The sequence below is a fragment of the Rodentibacter ratti genome (assembly GCF_002000485.1).
GTDB classification, from domain to species: domain Bacteria; phylum Pseudomonadota; class Gammaproteobacteria; order Enterobacterales; family Pasteurellaceae; genus Rodentibacter; species Rodentibacter ratti.
In genome coordinates, this window is the sequence record NZ_MLAJ01000005.1 from 298593 (window position 1) to 319892 (window position 21300).

The 21300-nt window shown below is 37.4% G+C and carries 21 protein-coding genes and 1 other RNA gene; 16 read left to right on the forward strand and 6 right to left on the reverse strand.

Annotated features, from left to right (window positions below; translation table 11 throughout):
- The first annotated feature begins 3 nt into the window (after positions 1–3).
- From BKG94_RS06415 to BKG94_RS06425, 3 genes are read left to right on the forward strand one after another with little or no spacing between them, the layout of a single operon-like run.
- Positions 4–1371 (forward strand): DUF262 domain-containing protein, encoded by a 1368-nt coding sequence (locus BKG94_RS06415; protein ID WP_077435363.1) that lies wholly within the window; start codon positions 4–6, stop codon positions 1369–1371.
- On the forward strand, positions 1361–3346 hold the full coding sequence (locus BKG94_RS06420; RefSeq protein WP_158074641.1) for a GmrSD restriction endonuclease domain-containing protein: 1986 nt from the start codon (positions 1361–1363) through the stop codon (positions 3344–3346). Before BKG94_RS06415 ends, BKG94_RS06420 begins: the two co-directional genes overlap by 11 nt.
- 52 nt (positions 3347–3398) lie before the next feature.
- Positions 3399–3785, forward strand: coding sequence for a hypothetical protein (locus BKG94_RS06425; protein WP_077435367.1), 387 nt, complete (start codon positions 3399–3401; stop codon positions 3783–3785).
- A gap of 93 nt (positions 3786–3878) precedes the next feature.
- Here BKG94_RS06425 and BKG94_RS06430 read toward each other — a convergent pair whose 3' ends face one another.
- Together BKG94_RS06430 and BKG94_RS06435 are read right to left on the reverse strand one after the other, a co-directional pair.
- Entirely contained in the window at positions 3879–4421 is a 543-nt protein-coding gene (locus BKG94_RS06430) for a KdsC family phosphatase (protein WP_077435369.1), read from the reverse strand.
- A 9-nt stretch (positions 4422–4430) separates the two neighbouring features.
- A complete protein-coding gene (locus BKG94_RS06435; protein WP_077435371.1) occupies positions 4431–5366 on the reverse strand; it encodes a KpsF/GutQ family sugar isomerase in 936 nt (311 codons plus the stop codon).
- 27 nt (positions 5367–5393) lie between these two features.
- Between BKG94_RS06435 and BKG94_RS09975 the strand changes: the two genes are divergently transcribed.
- The 3 genes from BKG94_RS09975 to BKG94_RS06445 all read left to right on the forward strand — a co-directional run bounded on the left by BKG94_RS09975 (position 5394) and on the right by BKG94_RS06445 (position 7498).
- Positions 5394–5561, forward strand: coding sequence for a hypothetical protein (locus BKG94_RS09975; protein WP_158074642.1), 168 nt, complete (start codon positions 5394–5396; stop codon positions 5559–5561).
- Positions 5550–5926: RNase P RNA component class A (gene rnpB / locus BKG94_RS06440), an RNA gene on the forward strand. The genes BKG94_RS09975 and rnpB overlap by 12 nt, the downstream gene beginning before the upstream one ends.
- 213 nt (positions 5927–6139) lie before the next feature.
- Positions 6140–7498: an esterase-like activity of phytase family protein gene (locus tag BKG94_RS06445; RefSeq protein WP_077435373.1), complete on the forward strand. Its 1359-nt coding sequence runs from the start codon at positions 6140–6142 to the stop codon at positions 7496–7498.
- Between the two features lie 108 nt (positions 7499–7606).
- On the opposite strand, the gene dacB is transcribed toward BKG94_RS06445, so the two are convergent.
- Complete coding sequence (gene dacB, locus BKG94_RS06450) at positions 7607–9046, reverse strand: serine-type D-Ala-D-Ala carboxypeptidase (RefSeq protein ID WP_077435375.1); 1440 nt, start codon at positions 9044–9046, stop codon at positions 7607–7609.
- A gap of 164 nt (positions 9047–9210) precedes the next feature.
- Between dacB and greA the strand changes: the two genes are divergently transcribed.
- A complete protein-coding gene (gene greA / locus BKG94_RS06455; RefSeq protein WP_077435377.1) occupies positions 9211–9687 on the forward strand; it encodes a transcription elongation factor GreA in 477 nt (158 codons plus the stop codon).
- 38 nt (positions 9688–9725) lie between these two features.
- Here greA and yhbY read toward each other — a convergent pair whose 3' ends face one another.
- Positions 9726–10025 (reverse strand): ribosome assembly RNA-binding protein YhbY, encoded by a 300-nt coding sequence (gene yhbY, locus BKG94_RS06460; protein WP_077435379.1) that lies wholly within the window; start codon positions 10023–10025, stop codon positions 9726–9728.
- 153 nt (positions 10026–10178) lie between these two features.
- Between yhbY and rlmE the strand changes: the two genes are divergently transcribed.
- The 7 genes from rlmE (at position 10179) to BKG94_RS06495 (ending at position 16805) form a co-directional block, all read left to right on the forward strand.
- The gene (rlmE, locus tag BKG94_RS06465; protein ID WP_077435381.1) at positions 10179–10817 is read left to right on the forward strand and encodes a 23S rRNA (uridine(2552)-2'-O)-methyltransferase RlmE; all 639 of its coding nucleotides are present in this window, start codon (positions 10179–10181) and stop codon (positions 10815–10817) included.
- Positions 10818–10904: 87 nt separating this feature from the next.
- Complete coding sequence (gene ftsH / locus BKG94_RS06470; protein ID WP_077435383.1) at positions 10905–12806, forward strand: ATP-dependent zinc metalloprotease FtsH; 1902 nt, start codon at positions 10905–10907, stop codon at positions 12804–12806.
- Between the two features lie 114 nt (positions 12807–12920).
- Positions 12921–13748, forward strand: coding sequence for a dihydropteroate synthase (gene folP, locus BKG94_RS06475; RefSeq protein WP_077435385.1), 828 nt, complete (start codon positions 12921–12923; stop codon positions 13746–13748).
- A gap of 31 nt (positions 13749–13779) precedes the next feature.
- The gene (glmM, locus tag BKG94_RS06480; RefSeq protein ID WP_077435387.1) at positions 13780–15114 is read left to right on the forward strand and encodes a phosphoglucosamine mutase; all 1335 of its coding nucleotides are present in this window, start codon (positions 13780–13782) and stop codon (positions 15112–15114) included.
- Between the two features lie 63 nt (positions 15115–15177).
- Positions 15178–15663 carry a phosphohistidine phosphatase SixA gene (gene sixA, locus BKG94_RS06485; protein ID WP_077435389.1) on the forward strand — a complete coding sequence of 162 codons (486 nt, stop codon included), beginning with the start codon at positions 15178–15180 and terminating at the stop codon, positions 15661–15663.
- A gap of 242 nt (positions 15664–15905) precedes the next feature.
- The gene (locus tag BKG94_RS06490) at positions 15906–16472 is read left to right on the forward strand and encodes a histone (protein WP_077435391.1); all 567 of its coding nucleotides are present in this window, start codon (positions 15906–15908) and stop codon (positions 16470–16472) included.
- A gap of 66 nt (positions 16473–16538) precedes the next feature.
- Complete coding sequence (locus BKG94_RS06495; protein ID WP_077435393.1) at positions 16539–16805, forward strand: YcgL domain-containing protein; 267 nt, start codon at positions 16539–16541, stop codon at positions 16803–16805.
- A 67-nt stretch (positions 16806–16872) separates the two neighbouring features.
- Here BKG94_RS06495 and can read toward each other — a convergent pair whose 3' ends face one another.
- Both can and asnS read right to left on the reverse strand, forming a co-directional pair.
- Complete coding sequence (gene can / locus BKG94_RS06500) at positions 16873–17547, reverse strand: carbonate dehydratase (RefSeq protein ID WP_077435395.1); 675 nt, start codon at positions 17545–17547, stop codon at positions 16873–16875.
- A 69-nt stretch (positions 17548–17616) separates the two neighbouring features.
- On the reverse strand, positions 17617–19020 hold the full coding sequence (asnS, locus tag BKG94_RS06505; protein WP_077435397.1) for an asparagine--tRNA ligase: 1404 nt from the start codon (positions 19018–19020) through the stop codon (positions 17617–17619).
- Positions 19021–19157: 137 nt separating this feature from the next.
- On the opposite strand from asnS, the gene sohB reads away from it, so the two are divergent.
- A complete protein-coding gene (sohB, locus tag BKG94_RS06510; RefSeq protein WP_077435399.1) occupies positions 19158–20216 on the forward strand; it encodes a protease SohB in 1059 nt (352 codons plus the stop codon).
- Positions 20217–20415: 199 nt separating this feature from the next.
- Positions 20416–21276, forward strand: a complete 861-nt coding sequence (locus BKG94_RS06515; protein ID WP_077435401.1) for an OmpA family protein — start codon at positions 20416–20418, stop codon at positions 21274–21276.
- Positions 21277–21300 lie beyond the last annotated feature (24 nt).

The following is a 21300-nucleotide window of genomic DNA, read 5'->3' on the forward strand; positions in this document are numbered from 1 at the left end:
GTTATGACGACAGAGAAAGCTGAACCAAGTATAAAATCAGTTAGAGAAATTCTAAAAGAAAAAAAGAATCTATCCATTCCAGACTATCAACGCCCTTATAAATGGCAGACTAAACATGTTCAACAACTGATCGAAGATTTATGGTTTCATTATAAAGCTAAAAATGAGCAAAAATATCGAATTGGTACCATGATTGTTCATAATAATGGAGATAAAGTAGATATTGTTGATGGTCAACAACGTATTACAACACTTCTACTTATATTGAAACAAATCGAACCTCAGAATAAAGAGCTGATAGATTTAGAATATAAACATCGAATTAGTTATAACAATATTATTAAGAATAATGAATTTATTGAAAGCTTTCTTAATCAATTGAGTGATTCAAAATTAGAGTTATCAAAATTTGCTAATTATATCTTGGATAGGTGCGAAATAGTTTATATTGAACTTAATGATCTTGATGAAGCATTTCAATTCTTTGATTCTCAAAATTCAAGAGGAAAAAGTTTAGAGCCTTATGATTTATTAAAAGCTTATCATTTACGAGCGATTCCTAATAATGATCCTGAAATACTGAGTTATGTAGAGTATTGGGAAGATGCCGCATCAGGAAGGAATGAGGATAAAAAAGATTTGGGTTTTATAATCAATTTAATGCTCTTTAAATTAAGACGTTGGCAAAAATATCGAGATGGTTCAGTTTTTACAACAGATCTGCTAGATACATTTAAAGGCATAAATGAGGAGCAATATTACCCTTATCTTACCCCGATTAAATCTGCTCAGGCTTTATATCAAATGAGTAAACAGAATCCTTTTATGTATAGAGAAGAATATAGCAAAATGCCGTTTTCAGTTTCACAAACTATCATTAACGGTCGTTTATTCTTTAAATATATTGAATATTATCGAGAGCTCTACAATGAATTATTTAATCGTAAAACAGGAAAATTAAAAAATATAAAAATAGGAGTGAAAGGTGAAGATTATAAGGAAATAAATGTTCTAGATTTAATCCATAACTATGAAAAAAGCAATAGAATAGGTGATGTTTTTATAAGGCGTTTATTTCAAGCTGTAGTATTGTATTATTATGATAAATTTGGTAATAGCGATCTTGATGTTGCAGTAAAACAGATCTTGAAATGGGCATATAAATTCAGAATAGAAAATTATAGCATAAGAGTAGAAACGATAGAGAATGCAGCAAAAGATCAAAATGGGATATTGCATTATATAGATCAGATGATTCATTCTAAGGAAATATTGAGTTACTATATTCCTGAACCTAATGAAAAAACAAGATTAGGAGAAGTAGAAGATATTAAATGTTTATTTAAAGAAGGTGATGAAAATGGAAAATAGAAAAGGTATTGACATTTTAACTTTAAAAGAATTGCTAAATAAAAAATATGGAAAATATATTATTCCTATTTATCAACGAAATTATGCGTGGGAAAAAACAGAAATCGAACAGTTAGTTGATGATTTGTACTCAGCTTCAACAAAACAAGATAATAAAAACTACTACATTGGTAGTTTGATTGTATATAAAAGAGAAAATGGTGATTATGAAGTTATTGATGGTCAGCAACGCTTAACCACTTTAACGATTTTATATTCTGTTTTAAGCAACGAAGGATTTTTTAAAAATAAGGATAAATTTAGAAATTTAGGAGAGAATTTATCTTTTGAGCATAGATTAGAATCGAAAAATTCATTAAATAGAATCTTAAATGAGCCTAATTTAATCAATAAAAGAGATAATATCGAAATAGCTTATGAGATAATTAAATCTAAATTATCTTCTTTAGATTTAAAAGAAAATAATGAAAATCTCAAGTTTGATGATTTTATCTTTAATAATGTTAAAATTTTAAGAACAGAGGTATTGCCTAATACAGATCTTAATCATTATTTTGAGATTATGAATAGCCGAGGTGAGCAACTGGAGAAGCATGAAATCCTAAAGGCTCATTTTATGGGGATGTTTAATACAAAGGAGGAGAGGAAACTATTTGCTATGATTTGGGATGCTTGTTCTGATATGGATCGTAATGTGGCAATGGGTTTTCCTGCAGAATTTAGAAAAAGTATATTTTTCGAAAATAAAAATGAGGTAAGAGAGAATTTTAATATTGAAGATTTTTCTGAGCTACTAAAAGAGTATAAAATATATCTTAATGATATAAGTGAGAGATCAAAAGACATAGATACTACTCAAAAAACTAAGAGAGATAAAAATATAAATGCTAGTCAAAAAACAGAGAATGAAAATAAATTATCTTATATACTATCTCATTCCAATAACGATGGTTATAAAGAAAAAGATGATGAAAATAAAGACGTAACTACACGCAGTATTATTGATTTTTCTAACTTTTTAATGCATGCATTAAAATTACATAAGGAAGAATCATTAGATAATAAATCCATAGAATTAGATGATAAGAAAATAATTGATAATTTTAAGACAAGATTAAAAGATTTAGATGAAATTAAATCATTTATTCTTAATTTATTAAAGGTAAGATTATATTTTGATAAGTTTATTATTAAATATACTCAATCTAGTGATGATGATTGGTCTTTGCAAACCTTAAAATGGAGCAATAAGAGCAATAAATTTTATTACGTAGATACTTTTTCTAAAATTTCAAAACAAGAAAGAATTATATTATTACTCTCTATGTTCCAAACCATTTATAGAGCAAAGAATTATAAAAACTGGTTGTATAGTATTCTTGATGGATTTTTTAATAAAGGATGGAATAATGATAGTTATATTAATGAACTAGAAAAACTAGCAAAAGAGCATGCTGATAAAATTACTGATCTTGATGAAGGAACAAATGTTAGACATTTTATCTTTAATTATTTAGACTATTTGATTTATAAGAAATTTAAAGGTAATGCGGATAAGTTTGATGAAATATTACCTGAACAAAAATATAGAAAGGACGAAAAAAAACTAATGGAATATTTTAAAAATTTTAAATTTTCATATCGTAGATCAATTGAACATTGTTATCCACAAAGCTCAAAAGAACTCTTAGGTAAATGGGAAGAAAATACTGAAAAATATCTTATTGATACATTCGGAAACCTATGCCTAATAGAGCCTGAATTTAATTCTTCTTTATCTGATAATAGTATTCATCTAAAACGAGCTAAGCTTATTGAGCTATTAGAGAAGAATAATAAACGCTCAGCCAGTTTAAAACAGGTGATTATGTTAATGTACAATGATGATTGTTGGAAAGGTGAAAGTGCCAGAGAAACAATTAAAGACCATAGAGGAAAAATGCTTAAATTACTTAATGGAGAGGGTAAGGAATAAAATTCTAATCCTTAAAAAATAATCTTATAAACTTACATGAAGGTGCCTAACTATGCCAATGTTAATCTATACAATAGGTGATTATTTTGCATTATATAAAAAAGATTTTTACTTAATTACATTTAAACGGGCAACAGAAGATAATTGGGAGGACTTACCTGAACGGAACATGATAATGGATTGGTTTAGAGAAAATTTACCTGAAACAAAAATATTTCATGTATCAGAAGTTCCTCAGCCCGGTTTATTTAGTGCGGAATATAAAGGTGGAATCGGTATTGAATTTGATGAATCTTCACTTACTCGTTTTGTTGAACGTTGGGAAGATAATACCGGTACTTCGATTGATCCTAATTTTCAGTGTTATGTGATGTCTCTTGATTATTATATCGAACAATTTGGCTCAGAAATATTAGATATTAATTATAATGAGATTTAACTTATAGCGAATATTTGTTGATAAGAGTATGAAATATCAATAATGAATTTGGAAAATTATTAAATCCCCTTTCTAAAAAGGGGACTATTTTAATTATTGCGCCATATTTTTAACAGATTTTAAAAATCCCTGTGCACTGTCAAAGACCGCGGATTTTCCTTGAGCGGTTAAAATCATCTCCGACATTTCACGAAATGCGCCTTTTCCTCCACAGAGAGAAAGTACATAATCTGCTGCATTTTTTACATAAGAGGGGGCATCGGCCACGGCAAAAGAAAGTCCGCTGACAGCAAAAGCAGGAAGATCCACACTATCATCGCCAATATAAGCGGTTTCTTCAGGTTTCACGCCGGCTTGCTTCATTAATTCAAAACAGGCACTTTCTTTCTCTAATTTGCCAAGAAAGAATAAGGTGATGCCGAGATCCGCAATGCGGCGGCGTAAAATGGCAGAATCTCTGCCTGAAAGTACCGCAACTTGAATACCTGACTCCATCAACATTTTAATGCCTAAGCCATCACGCACGTGGAAGCTTTTAATGGCTTCGCCATTGGCATCATAATGGAGTAGCCCATCAGTAAGCACACCGTCCACATCGGTAATCACCAATTTAATTTTTTCGAGTTTTTGCTGCATTTGATTTCCTTAGCTTGAAAATTCGATTAAACCCACCACGTTATTTTCATCATCGACTGCCACAAGGGAATGGATTTTTTTCTCTTTCATAAAATCTTCCGCTTTCGCTAAAAATTCGTTTTGATTAATGGTTTTTGGCGAGCGTGTCATAAAATCTTGTGCGGTTTTGTTAAGAATTTCTGCACCATTAGCGGTGAGTGCTCGACGAATATCACCATCCGTGATAATGCCTTCTAACTGCTGATTTTCCATCACCAAGGCCACGCCCATTCGTCCTTCGTTCATCACCGTTAAGCAATCAGTGAAATTGGTGTTTGGTGAAATTGTAGGTAAATAAGTTTGCATTTGATCTTTTACTCGACAAAGCAAACGACGACCTAGGCTACCGCCCGGATGGAATTTAGCAAAGTCGGCAGGTTGGAAATTTCTTGCGGTGATAAGCGACACTGCAAGGGCATCCCCTAACGCCAGTGTGACAAGGGCAGAGGTGGTAGGGGCAAGATTATTTGGGCAAACTTCTCGCTCAACGGTAATATCCAAGACGTAATCTGCATGGCGAGCAAGAGTTGAGTGTTTATTGCTGGTGAGGGCGATAATTTTATTGCCGAAGTTTTTTAGACTTGGAATGAGTTTATTCACATCATCGGTTTCACCGCTGTAGGAAATCAGCATGACAATATCAATGGGTTTGAGCATACCCAGATCACCATGAAATGCCTCTGTGGGATGTAGAAAGAAACTTGGCGTACCGGTAGAGGCAAAAGTGGCGACCATTTTTTTACCAATTAAACCGGATTTACCAATTCCTCCAATGACAAGACGCCCTTGGCAAGCCAAAATAAGCTCAACGATTTGGTTGAAATTTTCGTCTAAACGTTGGCTTAATTGGGTGAGAGCAAGACTTTCTACGGAAAGCGTATCTCGTGCAATTTGTAGATAGTTCATGAACATTCCTAAAGTGCGGTTAAAATTGTGGTTATTTTAGCTGAATGTAGTAAAAATACGAATGAAAAATTATGTGTAATCGCTGATGTGATTACTTCCGTTTTCACCGCCGTTGGCAAAGCCAATGTTCAAAATCCATTGGATTTTGTTGACCGCACTTTTATTAATCCCTATACTACGCGCCGAGTTGGTTAGACAATCGCTGGTTTATTGAAGCCCTTAACCGTGTTCGCACGACCTAGTGGGACAAGTAAACGAGAGGAAAGTCCGAGCTACACAGGGCAGAGTGCCGGATAACGTCCGGGGGGCGTGAGCCTACGACCAGTGCAACAGAGAGCAGACCGCCGTGTAAGCGGTAAGGGTGAAAGGGTGCGGTAAGAGCGCACCGTGTCGCCGGTAACGGTTGGCAGCAAGGTAAACTCCACTCGTAGCAAGACCAAATAGGAACTCAATGGATGGCCCGTCCAGAGTTCGGGTAGGTCGCTTGAGCGGCGGAGTAATTCGTCGCCTAGAGGAATGATTGTCCACGACAGAACTCGGCTTATCGACCAACTCAAAAAATAACCGCACTTTAGTTTATTCATGATGAATGGATTAAAGTGCGGTTGTTTTTTAGAATTATCTCTTCAATATAAATCTGCACAAAACGATATGCTGTTGCGATCATCTGTAAATTTATTTTTATCGTCATATTATTTTTACTGTCACTGTCATATTCTCGTCACCTTTACAAAGTATTCTCTTTCACAACAATAGACTAAAGAGGAAACGATATGAAAAAGAAACATTGCTTTGCTATGTTGGGATTGGCTTTAAGCATGACAAGTGTTGCAGAAACACCATTGGCTTTTGAAACTCCGGCTGAATTGGCCGGTTATGCCGTGTTACCTGCAAATGCTGTGGTTAGCGTACCGGATGATGCGCCGAATGACTTAAAAACAGCGGGAAAATATACGACTTTTAAGCGAGTGGAAAAATTACAATCCGTATCGGGAAAATCAAAAGATCGTGAAACCGGTTATTTTTTACCGATTCAAAATCAGCCGCGACAAGGTCATTCCGGCATTAAAGTGGTTGGAAAAGATACGGTATGGATTCTTACCGATAACGGCTTTGGTAGTAAAGCGAATTCGCCGGATTCTATGCTGTATTTGAATCAATATAAAATTAATTGGTCGCAGGGAAAATTTGAACCGCTTAAAACAGTCTTTTTAACCGATCCGGATAAAAAAGTCCCATTTCGAATTGTGCACGAAGATACAAAAGAAAGATATTTAACCGGGGCGGATTTTGATACGGAAAGTTTTCAAATTATCGGTAATAATATTTGGATTGGTGATGAATTTGGTCCGTATTTAATCAAAACGGATTTAAACGGAAAAGTGTTATCCGTATTTGAAACAGAAATAGAGGGAAGAAAAATTCAATCTCCCGATCATTATCAAATCGTCTCACCCGGCACACCAAATGGTCTCCATAAAAATGTCAATTTAAAACGTTCAAAAGGATATGAAGGGATGGCGGCTTCTCCTGATGGCAAATACCTTTATCCATTATTGGAAGGAGCGTTATGGGACGAAAAAAAACAAAGTTGGGAAATGGTGGATGGCAAAGTAGCCTTGCGCATTTTAGAATTTAATGTTGATAAACAAGAATGGACAGGACGTTACTGGTTTTATCCTTTAGAAAACGAACATAATGCTATTGGTGATTTTAATCTGATTGATGCCAAAAACGGATTGATCATAGAACGGGATAATGGTGAAGGCACAGAGGATAAAGGTTGTAAAAATCCTGCAGATACGACACATTGTTTTTCTGAACCGGCAAAATTTAAACGGGTTTATAAAGTCTCGTTCTCCTCGGATAATGTTGGCAAAGCGGTGAAAAAGCTTGCATATATTGATTTATTGAATATTTCCGACCCTAATAAAATTAGTCTCAAACCTTTGAATGGCGGCGTATTAAAATTCCCGTTTTTTACTATTGAGAACCTTGATGTTGTTGATAATGAACACATCATCGTCGGTAATGACAATAATTTCCCGTTTTCATCAAGTCGACAACCTAATCATCAGGATGATAATGAATTAATTTTATTGAAAGTACCGGCTTTACTAGAGGCTAAATAATCGTAGATGATCGAAAAATTCGGTTAAAATTAACCGCACTTTGAGCTGAGTTTTAAAAAGTCGTTGCTCAAGGTGCGGTCAAATATTTTGTTCTATGCCCTTGTTTTATTATTCTTTGTATAATTGATTATACAGCCCGCTTTCAAATTGCACCAAAGGAGCGCGTTTTGTTTTATTTTCAAGTTCGCCGGTGGAATAGCCATTGACAAATTGAACAAAAGCGATCTTCTCGCCACGTGCGTTTGTCATGAATCCTGCAAGGTTGTAAACCCCTTTTAGTGAACCGGTTTTGGCGATAACATTTTTGACTAACGGGGGATTTATTAATCCGCCACGTCCGCTAATAGTTCCATCGACCCCTGCAATGGGAAAGGTTTCCATTAGGTGTAGTTTGTCTTCATTTTTTGCAATATATTCCAATACAGAAAGCATGGTTTTAGGTGCGACCAAGTTATGGCGTGAAAGTCCGGAACCGTCTGCCAAGATGCTGTTACCGAATTTGATTCCTTGTTTTTGTAAAACGGATTTCACCGCTAATGTACCCAGTTGGAAGGATGCCGGACGTTTATAGTAATGGTAGGCAATAGCACGAAATAAAGAATCCGCAATTTGATTATCGGATTTTTTCATCATTTTTTTCAACAAATCAGGCAAAGGTTTGGAGAAATGTTGCGCCAGTAATTGTCCTTGCTGTGGTTTTTGCGGTTGTAATACTTTACCGTTAAATTCGATTCCTAATCGTTTGAGTTGGCGTTGAATAATCGCTGCAGCGTAAGCATCAGGATCTTGTACGGCGAAACTTAAACCAAAAGGTTTTGTTTGACGGGCAAGGCAGCCTTTCACTTGGTAGCGATTATTATCATGTACTACGACATCTAATTGACAATAAGGCGATTCATGACTGTCTGCCACATAAACTTGTCCGAACACTTGAATTGGAAATTGTGCCGGCACGCTGATTTTGACGGTTTCACCAGGAGCTTGATTAGCATCCAGTTCCGCATAGAAACAGTTATTATCAATATTGGCAGCGGAAGGCGGGGAATTGAAACACATGGTTAAATCGTTCCAAATCCAACCTAAACCACGATCATGGCTGGAGAATACAGAGGTATCCAAGACGAGATCACCATTGATTTTATTGATGCCTTGTTTTTTTAATTCGGCGAGTAAACTATAAAGTTGACCACTGGTAAGATCCGGATCGCCGGTAAAACGTACGATCAAATTGCCCTCTAGAAGCCCATTTTGAATTTTGCCATTGGTTAAAAGGGCGGTATCAAATTTGAAATCATCTCCAAGCACTAATTTTGCAGCAACGGCGGTAAATACTTTTTGGATGCTTGCCGGTAGCATAAAGGCTGTGCTGTGATAATCCGCAATAACTTGATTTTGATTCAGATTTTTAGCAATGACTCCCACTGTTGCGCCTTCGGGTAAATGTTCGGTAATCGTGGGAAGGTTAATTTCTGCATAACTGGAAAGAGAAAATCCGAGTGTGAAAAATACCGCTTTAAGTGCGGTCGAAATTGAAGATATTTTTTCCATTATTAACGGTTCTGGTTGCTATTTCTTTCAAGACGGACAATAATAGTCCTCGAACTCACGAGAGTAAATCATTTTCTTGTGTACAATTTATTTTAAGTCGCTACGGCAATGTTTTTGCAATTTTGCCGTAGTTTTCTTTTTATTAAATTTTAAGGAATGAAGCTATGAAACAAATCCCAATGACTGTGCGTGGCGCAGACCTATTGAGAGAAGAATTGGATTTCTTGAAAAATGTTCGTCGCCCCGAAATTATTAAAGCCATTGCAGAAGCGCGTGAGCATGGTGATTTAAAAGAAAATGCGGAATATCACGCTGCACGTGAACAACAGGGTTTTTGTGAAGGACGAATTCAAGAAATTGAAGGTAAATTGGCAAATAGCCAAGTGATTGATGTCACTAAATTACCGAATAACGGTAAAGTGATTTTTGGTGCTACGGTAGTGTTGGTCAATACTGATACAGAGGAAGAAATCACCTATAAAATTGTTGGCGATGATGAGGCGGATATTAAATCAGGTTTGATTTCTGTGAATTCCCCGATTGCGCGTGGTTTAATCGGTAAAGAAATTGATGATACGGTGAATATTGCCACGCCGGGCGGTAATGTGGAATTTGAAATTATTGAGGTCAATTACATTTAGTAAAAAGTGCGGTCATTTTTGACCGCACTTTCTATGGATTACTTCCGTGGAAGTTGGATTTTCTTCTCTTCGCTAGGTTTGTAAAGCACTAATATATGACCGATTGTTTGAACGTTTGAGGCTTGGGTTTCACGAACAATAGCATCGATGATTAATTGTTTGGTTTCACGATCGGCACCGGCAATTTTTACTTTAATGAGTTCATGGTGATCTAATGCATTTTCAATTTCGGCAAGTACGCCTTCGGTTAAACCATTGCCGCCAAGCATAACGACAGGGTTAAGGTGGTGTGCCAGACCTTTCAAAAATTGTTTTTGTTTGGTTGATAAGGTTGTCATAAGGAATCCTATAAATGAATATAAATAACAAAAAGAGCGGTCAGAAAAAACAGAGATTTTCTATGTTTTTAAGCTCATCAAGTCTTGAATTTGGCAGATTGTACCCAAATATAGGCGAAACTACTACAAAAAATACTGTGAAAGACAGAAATTATGGGAAAGAAAAAACGTTCGGCGAGTTCTTCTCGTTGGCTAAACGAACATTTTAAAGATCCGTTTGTACAAAAAGCACACAAGCAAAAATTGCGTTCCCGTGCTTATTTTAAACTTGATGAAATTCAGCAAACGGACAAATTATTTAAATCGGGAATGACCATTGTAGATCTTGGTGCGGCACCGGGCGGATGGTCACAATATGTTGTGAGCCAAATTGGTGATAGCGGGCGAGTCATTGCCTGCGATATTTTGGAAATGGACCCGATTGTAGGGGTCGATTTTTTACAAGGTGATTTTCGTGATGAAAATGTACTCAACGCATTACTTGAGCGAGTAGGCGAAGCTAAAGTGGATGTGGTGATGTCGGATATGGCGCCTAATTTCAGCGGTATGCCTTCGGTGGATATTCCGCGTGCCATGTATCTGGTGGAACTGGCGTTGGATATGTGTAAACAGGTTTTGGCGAAGAAAGGGAGTTTTGTCGTCAAAGTGTTTCAAGGAGAAGGCTTTGATGAATATTTACGGGAAATCAGAGCTTTATTTAGTGTAGTGAAGGTGCGTAAACCGGAGGCTTCACGTGGGCGTTCCCGTGAGGTTTATATTGTGGCTACGGGCTATAAAGGCGAATTGCTTTGATAGCTTTTCATGGGCTGCGATATATAGTATCTTTGTGGCGAATTTATTAACTTTAACTTAGGAAAGGCAGGTTAAACTTTGAACGATATGGTCAAAAATTTGGTACTCTGGATCGTGGTAGCGGTTGTGATGATGACGGCTTATCAGAGTTTCAATTCTAATTCGGTAGAAAACTCTACTGACTATACTACATTTGTTTATGATGTGAGTAATGGTCAAGTAAAAGAAGCGCGTTTTGATACCAATGAAATTACGGTAACAAAAAATGACGGCTCAAAATACATGACTGTCATGCCACCATTGGAAGATAAAAAATTACTTGATGATTTATTAAGTAAAAAAGTGAAGGTAGAAGGGACGCCATTTGAAAGACGTAGCTTAATCTCACAAATTTTAATTTCTTGGTTTCCAATGCTGTTTCTTGTGGGCGTATGGATTTTCTTTATGCGTCAAATGCAAGGCGGTGGTGGCAAGGCGATGAGCTTTGGTAAAAGCCGTGCCAAAATGTTAAGTCAAGATCAAATCAAAGTGACTTTTGCCGATGTGGCCGGGTGTGATGAAGCAAAAGAAGAAGTCGGTGAGATTGTTGATTTCTTACGTGATCCGACCAAATTCCAAAATTTAGGCGGTAAAATTCCAAAAGGGATTTTGATGGTAGGGCCTCCGGGTACCGGTAAAACCTTATTGGCAAAAGCCATTGCAGGTGAGGCCAAAGTACCGTTTTTCACGATTTCCGGTTCTGATTTCGTTGAAATGTTTGTGGGCGTCGGGGCTTCCCGCGTTCGTGATATGTTTGAACAGGCGAAGAAAAATGCCCCTTGCTTGATCTTTATTGATGAAATCGATGCGGTAGGTCGTCAACGTGGTGCAGGTTTAGGCGGTGGGCATGATGAACGTGAACAAACCCTTAACCAAATGCTTGTTGAAATGGATGGTTTCGGTGGTCACGATGGGGTAATTGTTATTGCCGCAACTAACCGTCCGGATGTATTAGATCCTGCATTAACCCGTCCGGGACGTTTTGACCGCCAAGTAGTGGTTGGACTGCCGGATGTAAAAGGTCGTGAGCAAATTTTAAAAGTACATATGCGCAAAGTCCCATTGGCAGAGGATGTCGATGCCATGACACTAGCACGTGGTACACCGGGCTATTCAGGTGCGGATCTCGCCAATCTTGTGAATGAAGCTGCGCTATTTGCCGCTCGTAATAATAAACGCAAAGTTTCCATGCTTGAGTTTGAAAAAGCAAAAGATAAAATTAATATGGGACCGGAACGTCGCACCATGATTATGACGGAGAAACAAAAAGAATCTACCGCCTATCATGAAGCCGGTCATGCCATTGTGGGTTATTTAGTGCCTGAACACGATCCAGTTCACAAAGTCACGATTATTCCTCGTGGTCGTGCATTAGGTGTTACCTTCTTCTTACCGGAAGGGGATCAAGTCAGCATCAGCCAAAAACAATTAGAAAGCAAACTTTCAACTCTTTATGCAGGTCGTTTGGCGGAAGATTTGATTTACGGTGAAGAGAATATTTCTACCGGTGCTTCTAATGATATTAAAGTGGCAACCAATATCGCCCGTAATATGGTGACACAATGGGGTTTCTCTGAAAAACTTGGTCCGATTCTTTACTCAGAAGATGAAGGGGAAGTTTTCTTAGGCCGCTCAATGGCAAAAGCGAAACATATGTCTGATGAAACAGCTCATGTTATCGATGAAGAAGTCCGTGCAATCATAACGCGTAACTATGAGCGTGCGAGACAAATTCTTACTGAGAATATGGATATTTTACATGCGATGAAAGACGCACTTGTGAAATATGAAACCATCGAAGAAGTGCAAATTAAGCAATTAATGAATCGTGAGCCGGTCACGCCACCTTCAGGCTGGGAAGAACCGAAAACCTCACAAGCGGCTTATTCAAATGCTGTTTCTGAAAATAAACCGGAAAGTGAGGTTGAAAAACCACAAGATTCTGAATAATGAAATGAAAGCCTCCTAAATTAGGAGGCTTTATTTTTATCGAATGATTTTTTTCCTTAGCATATTTCGTTATAATTCCATCCTCAAATTCATTCTAAAAATTGACCGCACTTTATGAAACTTTACGCCAACCAAAAATCCCTTGATTTATCATTTCCTCAGATTATGGGGATTTTAAATTTCACACCGGATTCCTTTTCTGATAGCGGAAAATTTTTTAGCCTTGATAAGGCATTGTTTCAAGTAGAAAAAATGCTGAATGATGGAGCGGCGATTATTGACATCGGTGGCGAATCGACACGCCCAATGGCAGATGAGGTGTCTGAGCAGGAGGAACTTCATCGAGTTGTGCCATTAGTGGAGGCTGTCCGTCAACGTTTTGACTGTTGGATTTCGGTGGATTCCTCTAAGGCTATTGTGATGCAAGAGGCGGCAAAAGTCGGGATGGATTTAATCAATGATATTCGAGCTTTACAAGAGCCGAATGCATTACAGGTTGTGGCAGAATTGGATTTGCCCGTTTGTATTATGCATATGCAAGGGCAACCAAGAACAATGCAAACTCATCCTCAATATAAAGATGTCGTGCAAGATGTTCTCGCTTTTTTACGTCAACGTTCAGAAGAATGTATTGCTGTCGGAATAAAAAAAGACAATTTAATTTGGGATATGGGATTCGGATTTGGTAAGACGGTTCAACACAACTATAAATTGTTACAACAACTCAGTGTATTTTGTGAAGAGGGATATCCTGTGCTTGCGGGGCTATCACGCAAATCAATGATTGGTGCGGTGTTAGATAAACCGGTTGATGAAAGGGTTATTGGGAGTGCCACCGGTGCGTTAATTGCAGCACAAGGTGGGGCAAAGATTTTACGTGTACATGATGTGGCTGCTACATCAGATGCACTCAAAATTTGGCAGGCGACAGAAAACGCCTAAGTTTTAAAAAAATTAAATAAAGGAATTTATTATGGCAGAGCGTAAATATTTTGGTACAGATGGTGTGCGTGGCAAAGTCGGAACCTACCCGATCACACCTGATTTCGCCCTAAAATTAGGCTGGGCGGCAGGTAAAGTATTGGCTTCACAAGGGTCAAAAACCGTTTTAATTGGTAAGGATACACGTATTTCCGGCTATATGTTGGAATCAGCACTAGAGGCAGGGTTAGCCGCAGCAGGTCTATCCGCCGCCTTTACCGGGCCAATGCCCACACCGGCTATCGCTTATTTAACCAGAACGTTCCGTGCGGAAGCGGGTATCGTGATCTCTGCCTCTCATAATCCTTACTATGATAACGGAATTAAGTTTTTCTCTGCACAAGGGACAAAATTACCGGATGAAATTGAAGAAGCCATTGAAGCGATGCTTGAACAGCAAATGGATTGTGTTGAATCGGCTGAATTGGGGAAAGCCCGCCGTATTAATGATGCTGCTGGGCGTTATATTGAATTTTGTAAAGGAACCTTCCCGGCACATTTAGGCTTAGAAGGCTATAAAATTGTGGTAGATTGTGCCAATGGTGCGACTTATCATATTGCACCGAATGTATTGCGTGAGCTTGGTGCGGAAGTGATTGAAATTGGTACAGAACCTAATGGTGTAAATATCAATGAAAAATGCGGTGCAACGGATGTTCGAGCATTACAAGAAAAAGTCTTGGAAGTGAAAGCGGATATTGGTTTGGCTTATGATGGAGATGGTGATCGAATTATGATGGTGGATCACCTTGGGAATAAAGTAGACGGTGACCAAATTCTCTTTATTATTGCTCGTGAAGCATTGCGTTCCGGTCAATTAAAAGGCGGGGTAGTGGGTACATTAATGAGTAATATGAGCCTTGAAATTGCATTAAAAATGCTAGGCGTACCATTCCTACGTGCGAATGTAGGGGATCGTTATGTACTTGAAAAAATGCAGGAAAATAATTGGACGCTTGGTGGTGAAAATTCCGGTCACATTATTATTTCTGATAAAAATTCTACGGGAGACGGTATTATTGCTTCATTAGCGGTGTTGGCCGCAATGGTTCAACATAAACTTTCACTCAATGAATTGACTAGCGCAGTAAAATTGTTCCCTCAGGTATTAATTAACGTGCGTTTTGCTGGAGGGGAAAATCCGTTAGAGAGCGAGGCGGTAAAAGCCGTTGCCGCAGAGGTTGAAAAACGTTTAGAAGGTAAAGGACGTATTCTATTGCGTAAATCCGGCACGGAGCCTTTAATTCGTGTGATGGTAGAATGCCAAGACGGTGAACTTGCCCAGCAATGTGCAGAAGAAATTGCTGAGGCAGTGAAAGCAAACTAGTTTTATTGACCGCTCTAAAAAAGAGCGGTCAGTTTTTATCTTAATTTAGGAAAGCAATACAGTATGAAAATTTTTATTATGCGCCATGGTGAAGCCGAAGTGATGGCAAAGACTGACAAAGATCGTCGTTTAACAGAATATGGAAAGAAACAAGCTTTCGCCCAAGGCGAGTGGTTGAAAAATAATGCAAGATCAACATCAGTTCCATTTAACCGTATATTGGTAAGCCCCTATCAACGTGCTTTGGAAACTTTTGAACAAGTTAATTTAGCATTTGGTTCAACGCTACAACCTCATTTAGAAATTTGGCAAGGGATTACACCTTATGGCTCGGCAGAATTAGTCACAGATTATTTGTTAGTACTGGAAAAGGAAGGAGTCGATTCCGTGCTTCTTATTTCCCATTTGCCATTAGTCGGAGAGATTGTGGCAGAGCTTTATGGTAAACGAAATCCGATTAGTTTTTATCCGGCAACCATTGCTCAAATAGGTTGGCAGAATGAAAAAGGGGAAATCATGAGCTATAGCTATCCACCTGAAATACTTTAATTTGTATAAAAGATGGACATTTTAGATCTTTGTTTTCTTTACAAAAAATAAATTTTAAAATGGGAACTTTTTAAAAATTATTTTAATTTCAATTAATTAGAGCTAATAATTAAGGTTGGAAACAGTTGTTTTATTTCTATGAAATGTAAATTTTGTTTTCGACCATTTTATTTTTTCGTAAACTATACTTCGCATAAGGCAAATATGCTTTGTTAATTTATTTACTCAATTAGGAGATTAAAATGAAAAAGACAGTATTAGCAACATTAGTGTTAGGCGCAAGTTTAGCCATCACAGGTTGTTTTGATAAACAAGAAACAACACAAAAAATTGAAGCTGCAAAAGAGGCGACAGCCAATGCGGCAGCTGAAGTAAAAGATGCGGCAGTAAGTGTGGCGTCGGATGTTAAAGATTCTGCAAAACAAGCGGCTTCAGATGTTAAAGATGCAGCAAAACAAGCAGTTTCTGATGCGAAAGATGCAACAATGAATGCCGTAGATTCTGCAAAATCTGCAGCAGTAGAGGCAAAAGATAAAGCTGTAGAAAAAGCAACTGAAATGAAAGATGCGGCAGTAAGCAAAGCTGAAGAAGCGGGAGAAGCTGCAAAAGCTAAAGTTGCAGAAGTTAAGGATTCTGCGATGGAAAAAATGGCAGAAATGAAAGATGCTGTGAATAACAAAGCATCTGAAATGAAAGACGCAGCTGCAGAAAAAATGAATTCAGCAAAAGATGCAATGTCTTCAATGAAAGAATCTGCAACTGAAAAATCGGCTGAAGCTGTAGATGCAGTGAAAGACGCAGCAAAATAATTTTATAAAATTGAAGAAATCCCTATAGGTGTTGTCCCGTGGGGATTTTCTTTATGGGGCAATCAGATGCTATGCGCGATTTATAAAAGTAAGAAAAAACCGGGGAGTTACCTTTATATTAAAAAACGTGATGATTTCTCTGCTGTTCCCTGCCATTTATTAGAACATTTTGGTAAACCTGAGATTGTGATGATGTTTAATTTATCCGGTAATAAGCCGCTTCATCAGGCTGATAAAAATGAAGTGGAGGAAAAAATTAAATCACAGGGTTTTTATTTACAAATACCAAAACAGGATGATGGATTATTTAATAGTTTGAGTGAAATAAAATAATCCTTGATTCTTTAAATCCTAAAATAAAAAGTGCGGTCAATTTTAACCGCACTTTTTATTCAATATATCATTCCTTTTTTAGGATATCTTCTTCACCTAAGGTGAGTAAGCGGGCGATGGCGTTACGATAAGAAATTTCAAGGCTTTCACGACTTGTAGCCATCACACCTTGATCAACTAAAAATCCATCATTTACATCATACACCCAGCCGTGTAAAGAAAGTTTTTGTCCTCGTTCCCAAGCACTTTTTATAATGGAAGAACGACCAAGATTATAAACCTGTTCATTGACATTAATTTTGGTCAACATATCGGCACGTTTTTCCGGTGAAAGTTTTCCAAGTAGATGGCTATGTTTAAACCAAATATCACGAATATGGAGTAGCCAATTATTAATTAAACCGAGATCTTGATCTGCCATGGCGGCTTTGATGCCACCACAATTGGTATGTCCACAAATGATAATATGCTCAATCTTTAATACATCAACTGCATATTGCACAACAGAAAGGCAATTGAGATCGGTATGAATAACTTGATTTGCCACATTACGATGAACAAATAATTCACCAGGCTCTAAATTTGTCAGCTTTTCTGCAGGAACACGACTATCAGAACAGCCAATCCAAAGATAATGAGGGGTTTGATGATCGGCAAGTTCTTTAAAATAAGTGGAATTTTCCTCTTTCATTCGTTGTGCCCAGCTTAAATTATTGGCAAAAAGCTGTTCAATTTTTTTCATTTTACTTTCCTTAAAATAATAAAAATTTAACCGCACAAAAAAGTGCGGTCAAATTATCTCCATTTTTGATTAAAAATTTGCATTACGCGGTGTGCGAGGGAATGGGATTACATCACGAATATTTTGTACCCCAGTAACATACACAATGAGACGTTCAAAGCCAAGTCCAAAGCCGGAGTGAGGCACTGTACCGTATTTACGAAGATCTCGATACCAATAGTAATCTTGTGGATTTAAGCCCATTTCTTCCATGCGTTTATCCAGTACTTCTAAACGTTCTTCGCGTTGTGAACCACCGATAATTTCACCAATTCCTGGTGCTAACACATCCATTGCCGCAACCGTTTTACCATCATCGTTTAAACGCATATAGAAGGCTTTGATATCTTTCGGATAGTTTTTTACTACAACCGGAGATTTGAAATATTCTTCCGCTAAATAGCGTTCATGCTCAGAAGAAAGATCAATTCCCCAAGAAACAGGGAATTCAAATTTTTTACCAGATTTTAATAATACTTCGATAGCATCTGTATAATCAATTTGAGCAAAGTCAGAATTCACAAAGTTTTCTAAACGGGTAATGACATCTTTATCAACGTGTTTCTCAAAGAAACTAAGATCATCTTTGCGTTCGGCCAATACTGCACGGAAAACATATTTCAACATGTCTTCGGCAAGTTTTGCATTATCTTCTAAAGTTGCGAAAGCAACTTCGGGTTCAACCATCCAAAATTCCGCAAGATGACGGGTTGTGTTAGAGTTTTCTGCACGGAAAGTAGGACCGAAAGTATAAATTTTACTTAATGCACAAGCATAGGTTTCACCGTTTAGCTGACCGGAAACCGTTAAGAAAGATTCTTTGCCAAAGAAATCTTGACTAAAATCGACCGCACCTTTTTCATCGCGTGGAAGATTTTCGAGATCTAAAGTGGAAACACGAAACATTTCACCGGCGCCTTCTGTGTCTGAGGCAGTAATGAGTGGGGTTGCAACCCAGTAAAAACCTTGTTCGTGGAAGAAACGATGAATCGCTTGTGCTAAACAATGGCGTACACGTGCTACAGCACCGATAATATTGGTACGTGGACGTAAATGTGCGACTTCGCGTAAATATTCGATAGAATGGCGTTTTGCAGCCATCGGATAAGAATCAGGATCTTCTACAAAACCTGCTACTTCGACTTTTTCAGCTTGTAATTCAACAGCTTGACCTTCTGCCGGTGATTCAACGACTTTACCTGTCACAACCACGGAACAACCGGTTGTAAGACGTAAGATTTCGTTTTCATAATTTTCAATATCGTTGTTGATAATTGCTTGGATAGGATCAAAACAAGAGCCGTCATATACCGCTAAGAATGATAGCCCGGCTTTAGAATCGCGACGAGTGCGAACCCAACCGCGTACTGTAACGGTTTCACCTATTGAGACTTTTCCTTGTAGTACATCAACAATTGATGCAATTTTAGACATATAAACCTCTAAGTGTAAAAATATGGGATAAAAAAGTGCGCTTAGTTTACCTTAAATCCCGAAATTTTCCATAAAAAGTTAGAGCTTGACGCCGGACTCAAGTAGAATATCCGGACCATAATTAGAGGAGAGTATTTATGTGGTCAGATATTTTAACCGGGTACAGTATTTTTATTTTAGAAATTTTAACAATTTTACTTGTTATCGCCGCGATTGCAGCATTTATTATTTCTGCTCGACGGAGTAAGGAAGCTGAACAAGGTGAACTGGTAATTACTAATTTATCAGAGGATTTTGAAGATAGAGTCAAATATTTACGTGATTTTAATTTATCAGATGAAGAATTGAAACAGCAAAAAAAATCAGAAAAGAAAGCGGAAAAACAAAAAGCAAAAGATTTAAAAGCAAAATTAAAAAAGGGAGAGCCTCTTGAGAAACCTAAACCGTGCGTTTATGTTTTAGATTTTAAAGGGGATATTTCAGCCTCGCAAACAACCGCACTTCGTGAGGAAATTTCAGCTATTTTGAATGTAACCAAGCCTGATGATGAAGTATTATTACGCTTAGAAAGTCCCGGTGGCGTTGTGCATGGATATGGTTTGGCTGCTTCACAATTAGCGCGTTTAAAACAAAAAGGAATTAAATTAACCGTTGCGATTGATAAAGTCGCAGCAAGTGGTGGTTATATGATGGCTTGTGTCGCAGATAAAATTATTGCGGCACCTTTTGCTATTATCGGTTCAATTGGTGTTGTCGCTCAAATACCGAATATCCATCGACTATTAAAAAAACATGATGTTGATGTTGATGTGATGACTGCAGGGGAATTTAAACGCACAGTAACAATGTTGGGAGAAAATACAGAAAAAGGCAAACAAAAATTCCAACAAGAATTGGAAGAAACTCACGAATTATTTAAGCAATTTGTTCACCAGAATCGACCGCACTTAGATGTTAATAAAGTTGCGACCGGTGAGCATTGGTTTGGTACGCAAGCCTTAGAATTACAATTGGTAGATGGTATTTCTACCAGTGATGATCTCTTACTTGATATGATGAAAGATAAATCGGTTATCAGTGTGAACTATAAGATTAAAAAGCCATTTTTAAAAAAATTAGGGCAACAGGCAGAAGAAAGTGCTAATGCACTTATTCAGCGTTATGTGAATAAGACCTCTCGGGATTTTATTCATTAAGTTTTTTAGATTTACATTACTTTACAAAAATCATTGTAAATAGAATACTTTACTCATAGTTTAATATTTACAAAGTTGGCTTTTACTATTAGTATAACCTCCCGAAACTTTTATAGTTTTCTCACTTAGAATTAGTAAAGTTTAGTTATGTGTTTCTTGTCTACAAGAATGACACTTTTAACGGTTAAAAGGTAAAAACATGAAATTATCTCGTATTTTATTATCTGCTGCTGCCGTTGCAACGCTTGCAGCTTGCGGTAACTTAAGCAAAGTTACTTCAGAAGGTATGCCTGAATATAAAGATGTTGATGGTGTTCAAGTACCACAACTTGTATGGCCAAAAATTGATAATTCTGGCTTCAACCATGATGGTAGCCAATTTGGTTCATGGCCAAACTGGGATAATGTTCGCATGATCGAACGTGGTATGAACAAAGACCAACTCTATAATTTGATTGGTCGTCCACACTTCTCTGAAGGTTTATATGGTGTGGAAGAATGGGACTATGCATTTAACTATCGTGAAAACGGTGTGCATAAAATCTGCCAATATAAAATCTTATTTGACAAAAATCATAACGCCCAAAGTTTCTTCTGGTATCCAAACGGATGTAATGGTAATGCTGCATATAGTCTAAGTGGCGATTTCTTATTTGACTTCGATAAAGATGTATTGACTCCACGTGGTAAAGAAGTAGTTGACAATGTTGCGGCACAATTAAAATCAGCCAATGCTAAAGAGGTTAAAGTTGCAGGTTATACTGACCGTTTAGGTTCTGATGCTTATAATATGGATCTTTCTCAACGTCGTGCAAATCGTGTTAAAGCACGTTTAATTGAAGATGGCGTAACAGCTCAGATCACAGCTATTGGTTACGGTAAAAATCCACAAGTTAAAGCTTGTGAAGGTTTCCGCCACGCAAGTAAAGAAGAAAAAGATTGTTTACGTCCTAACCGTCGTGTAGAAATCACCTCTTCTGGCTCTTTAATGAAATTACATCAAGAAGTAAACCAAATGAATGGTGGTACACAAGGTCCAGCACCGCTTTATCAAAAATAATTTTGATTAAGTAAAAATCCACCT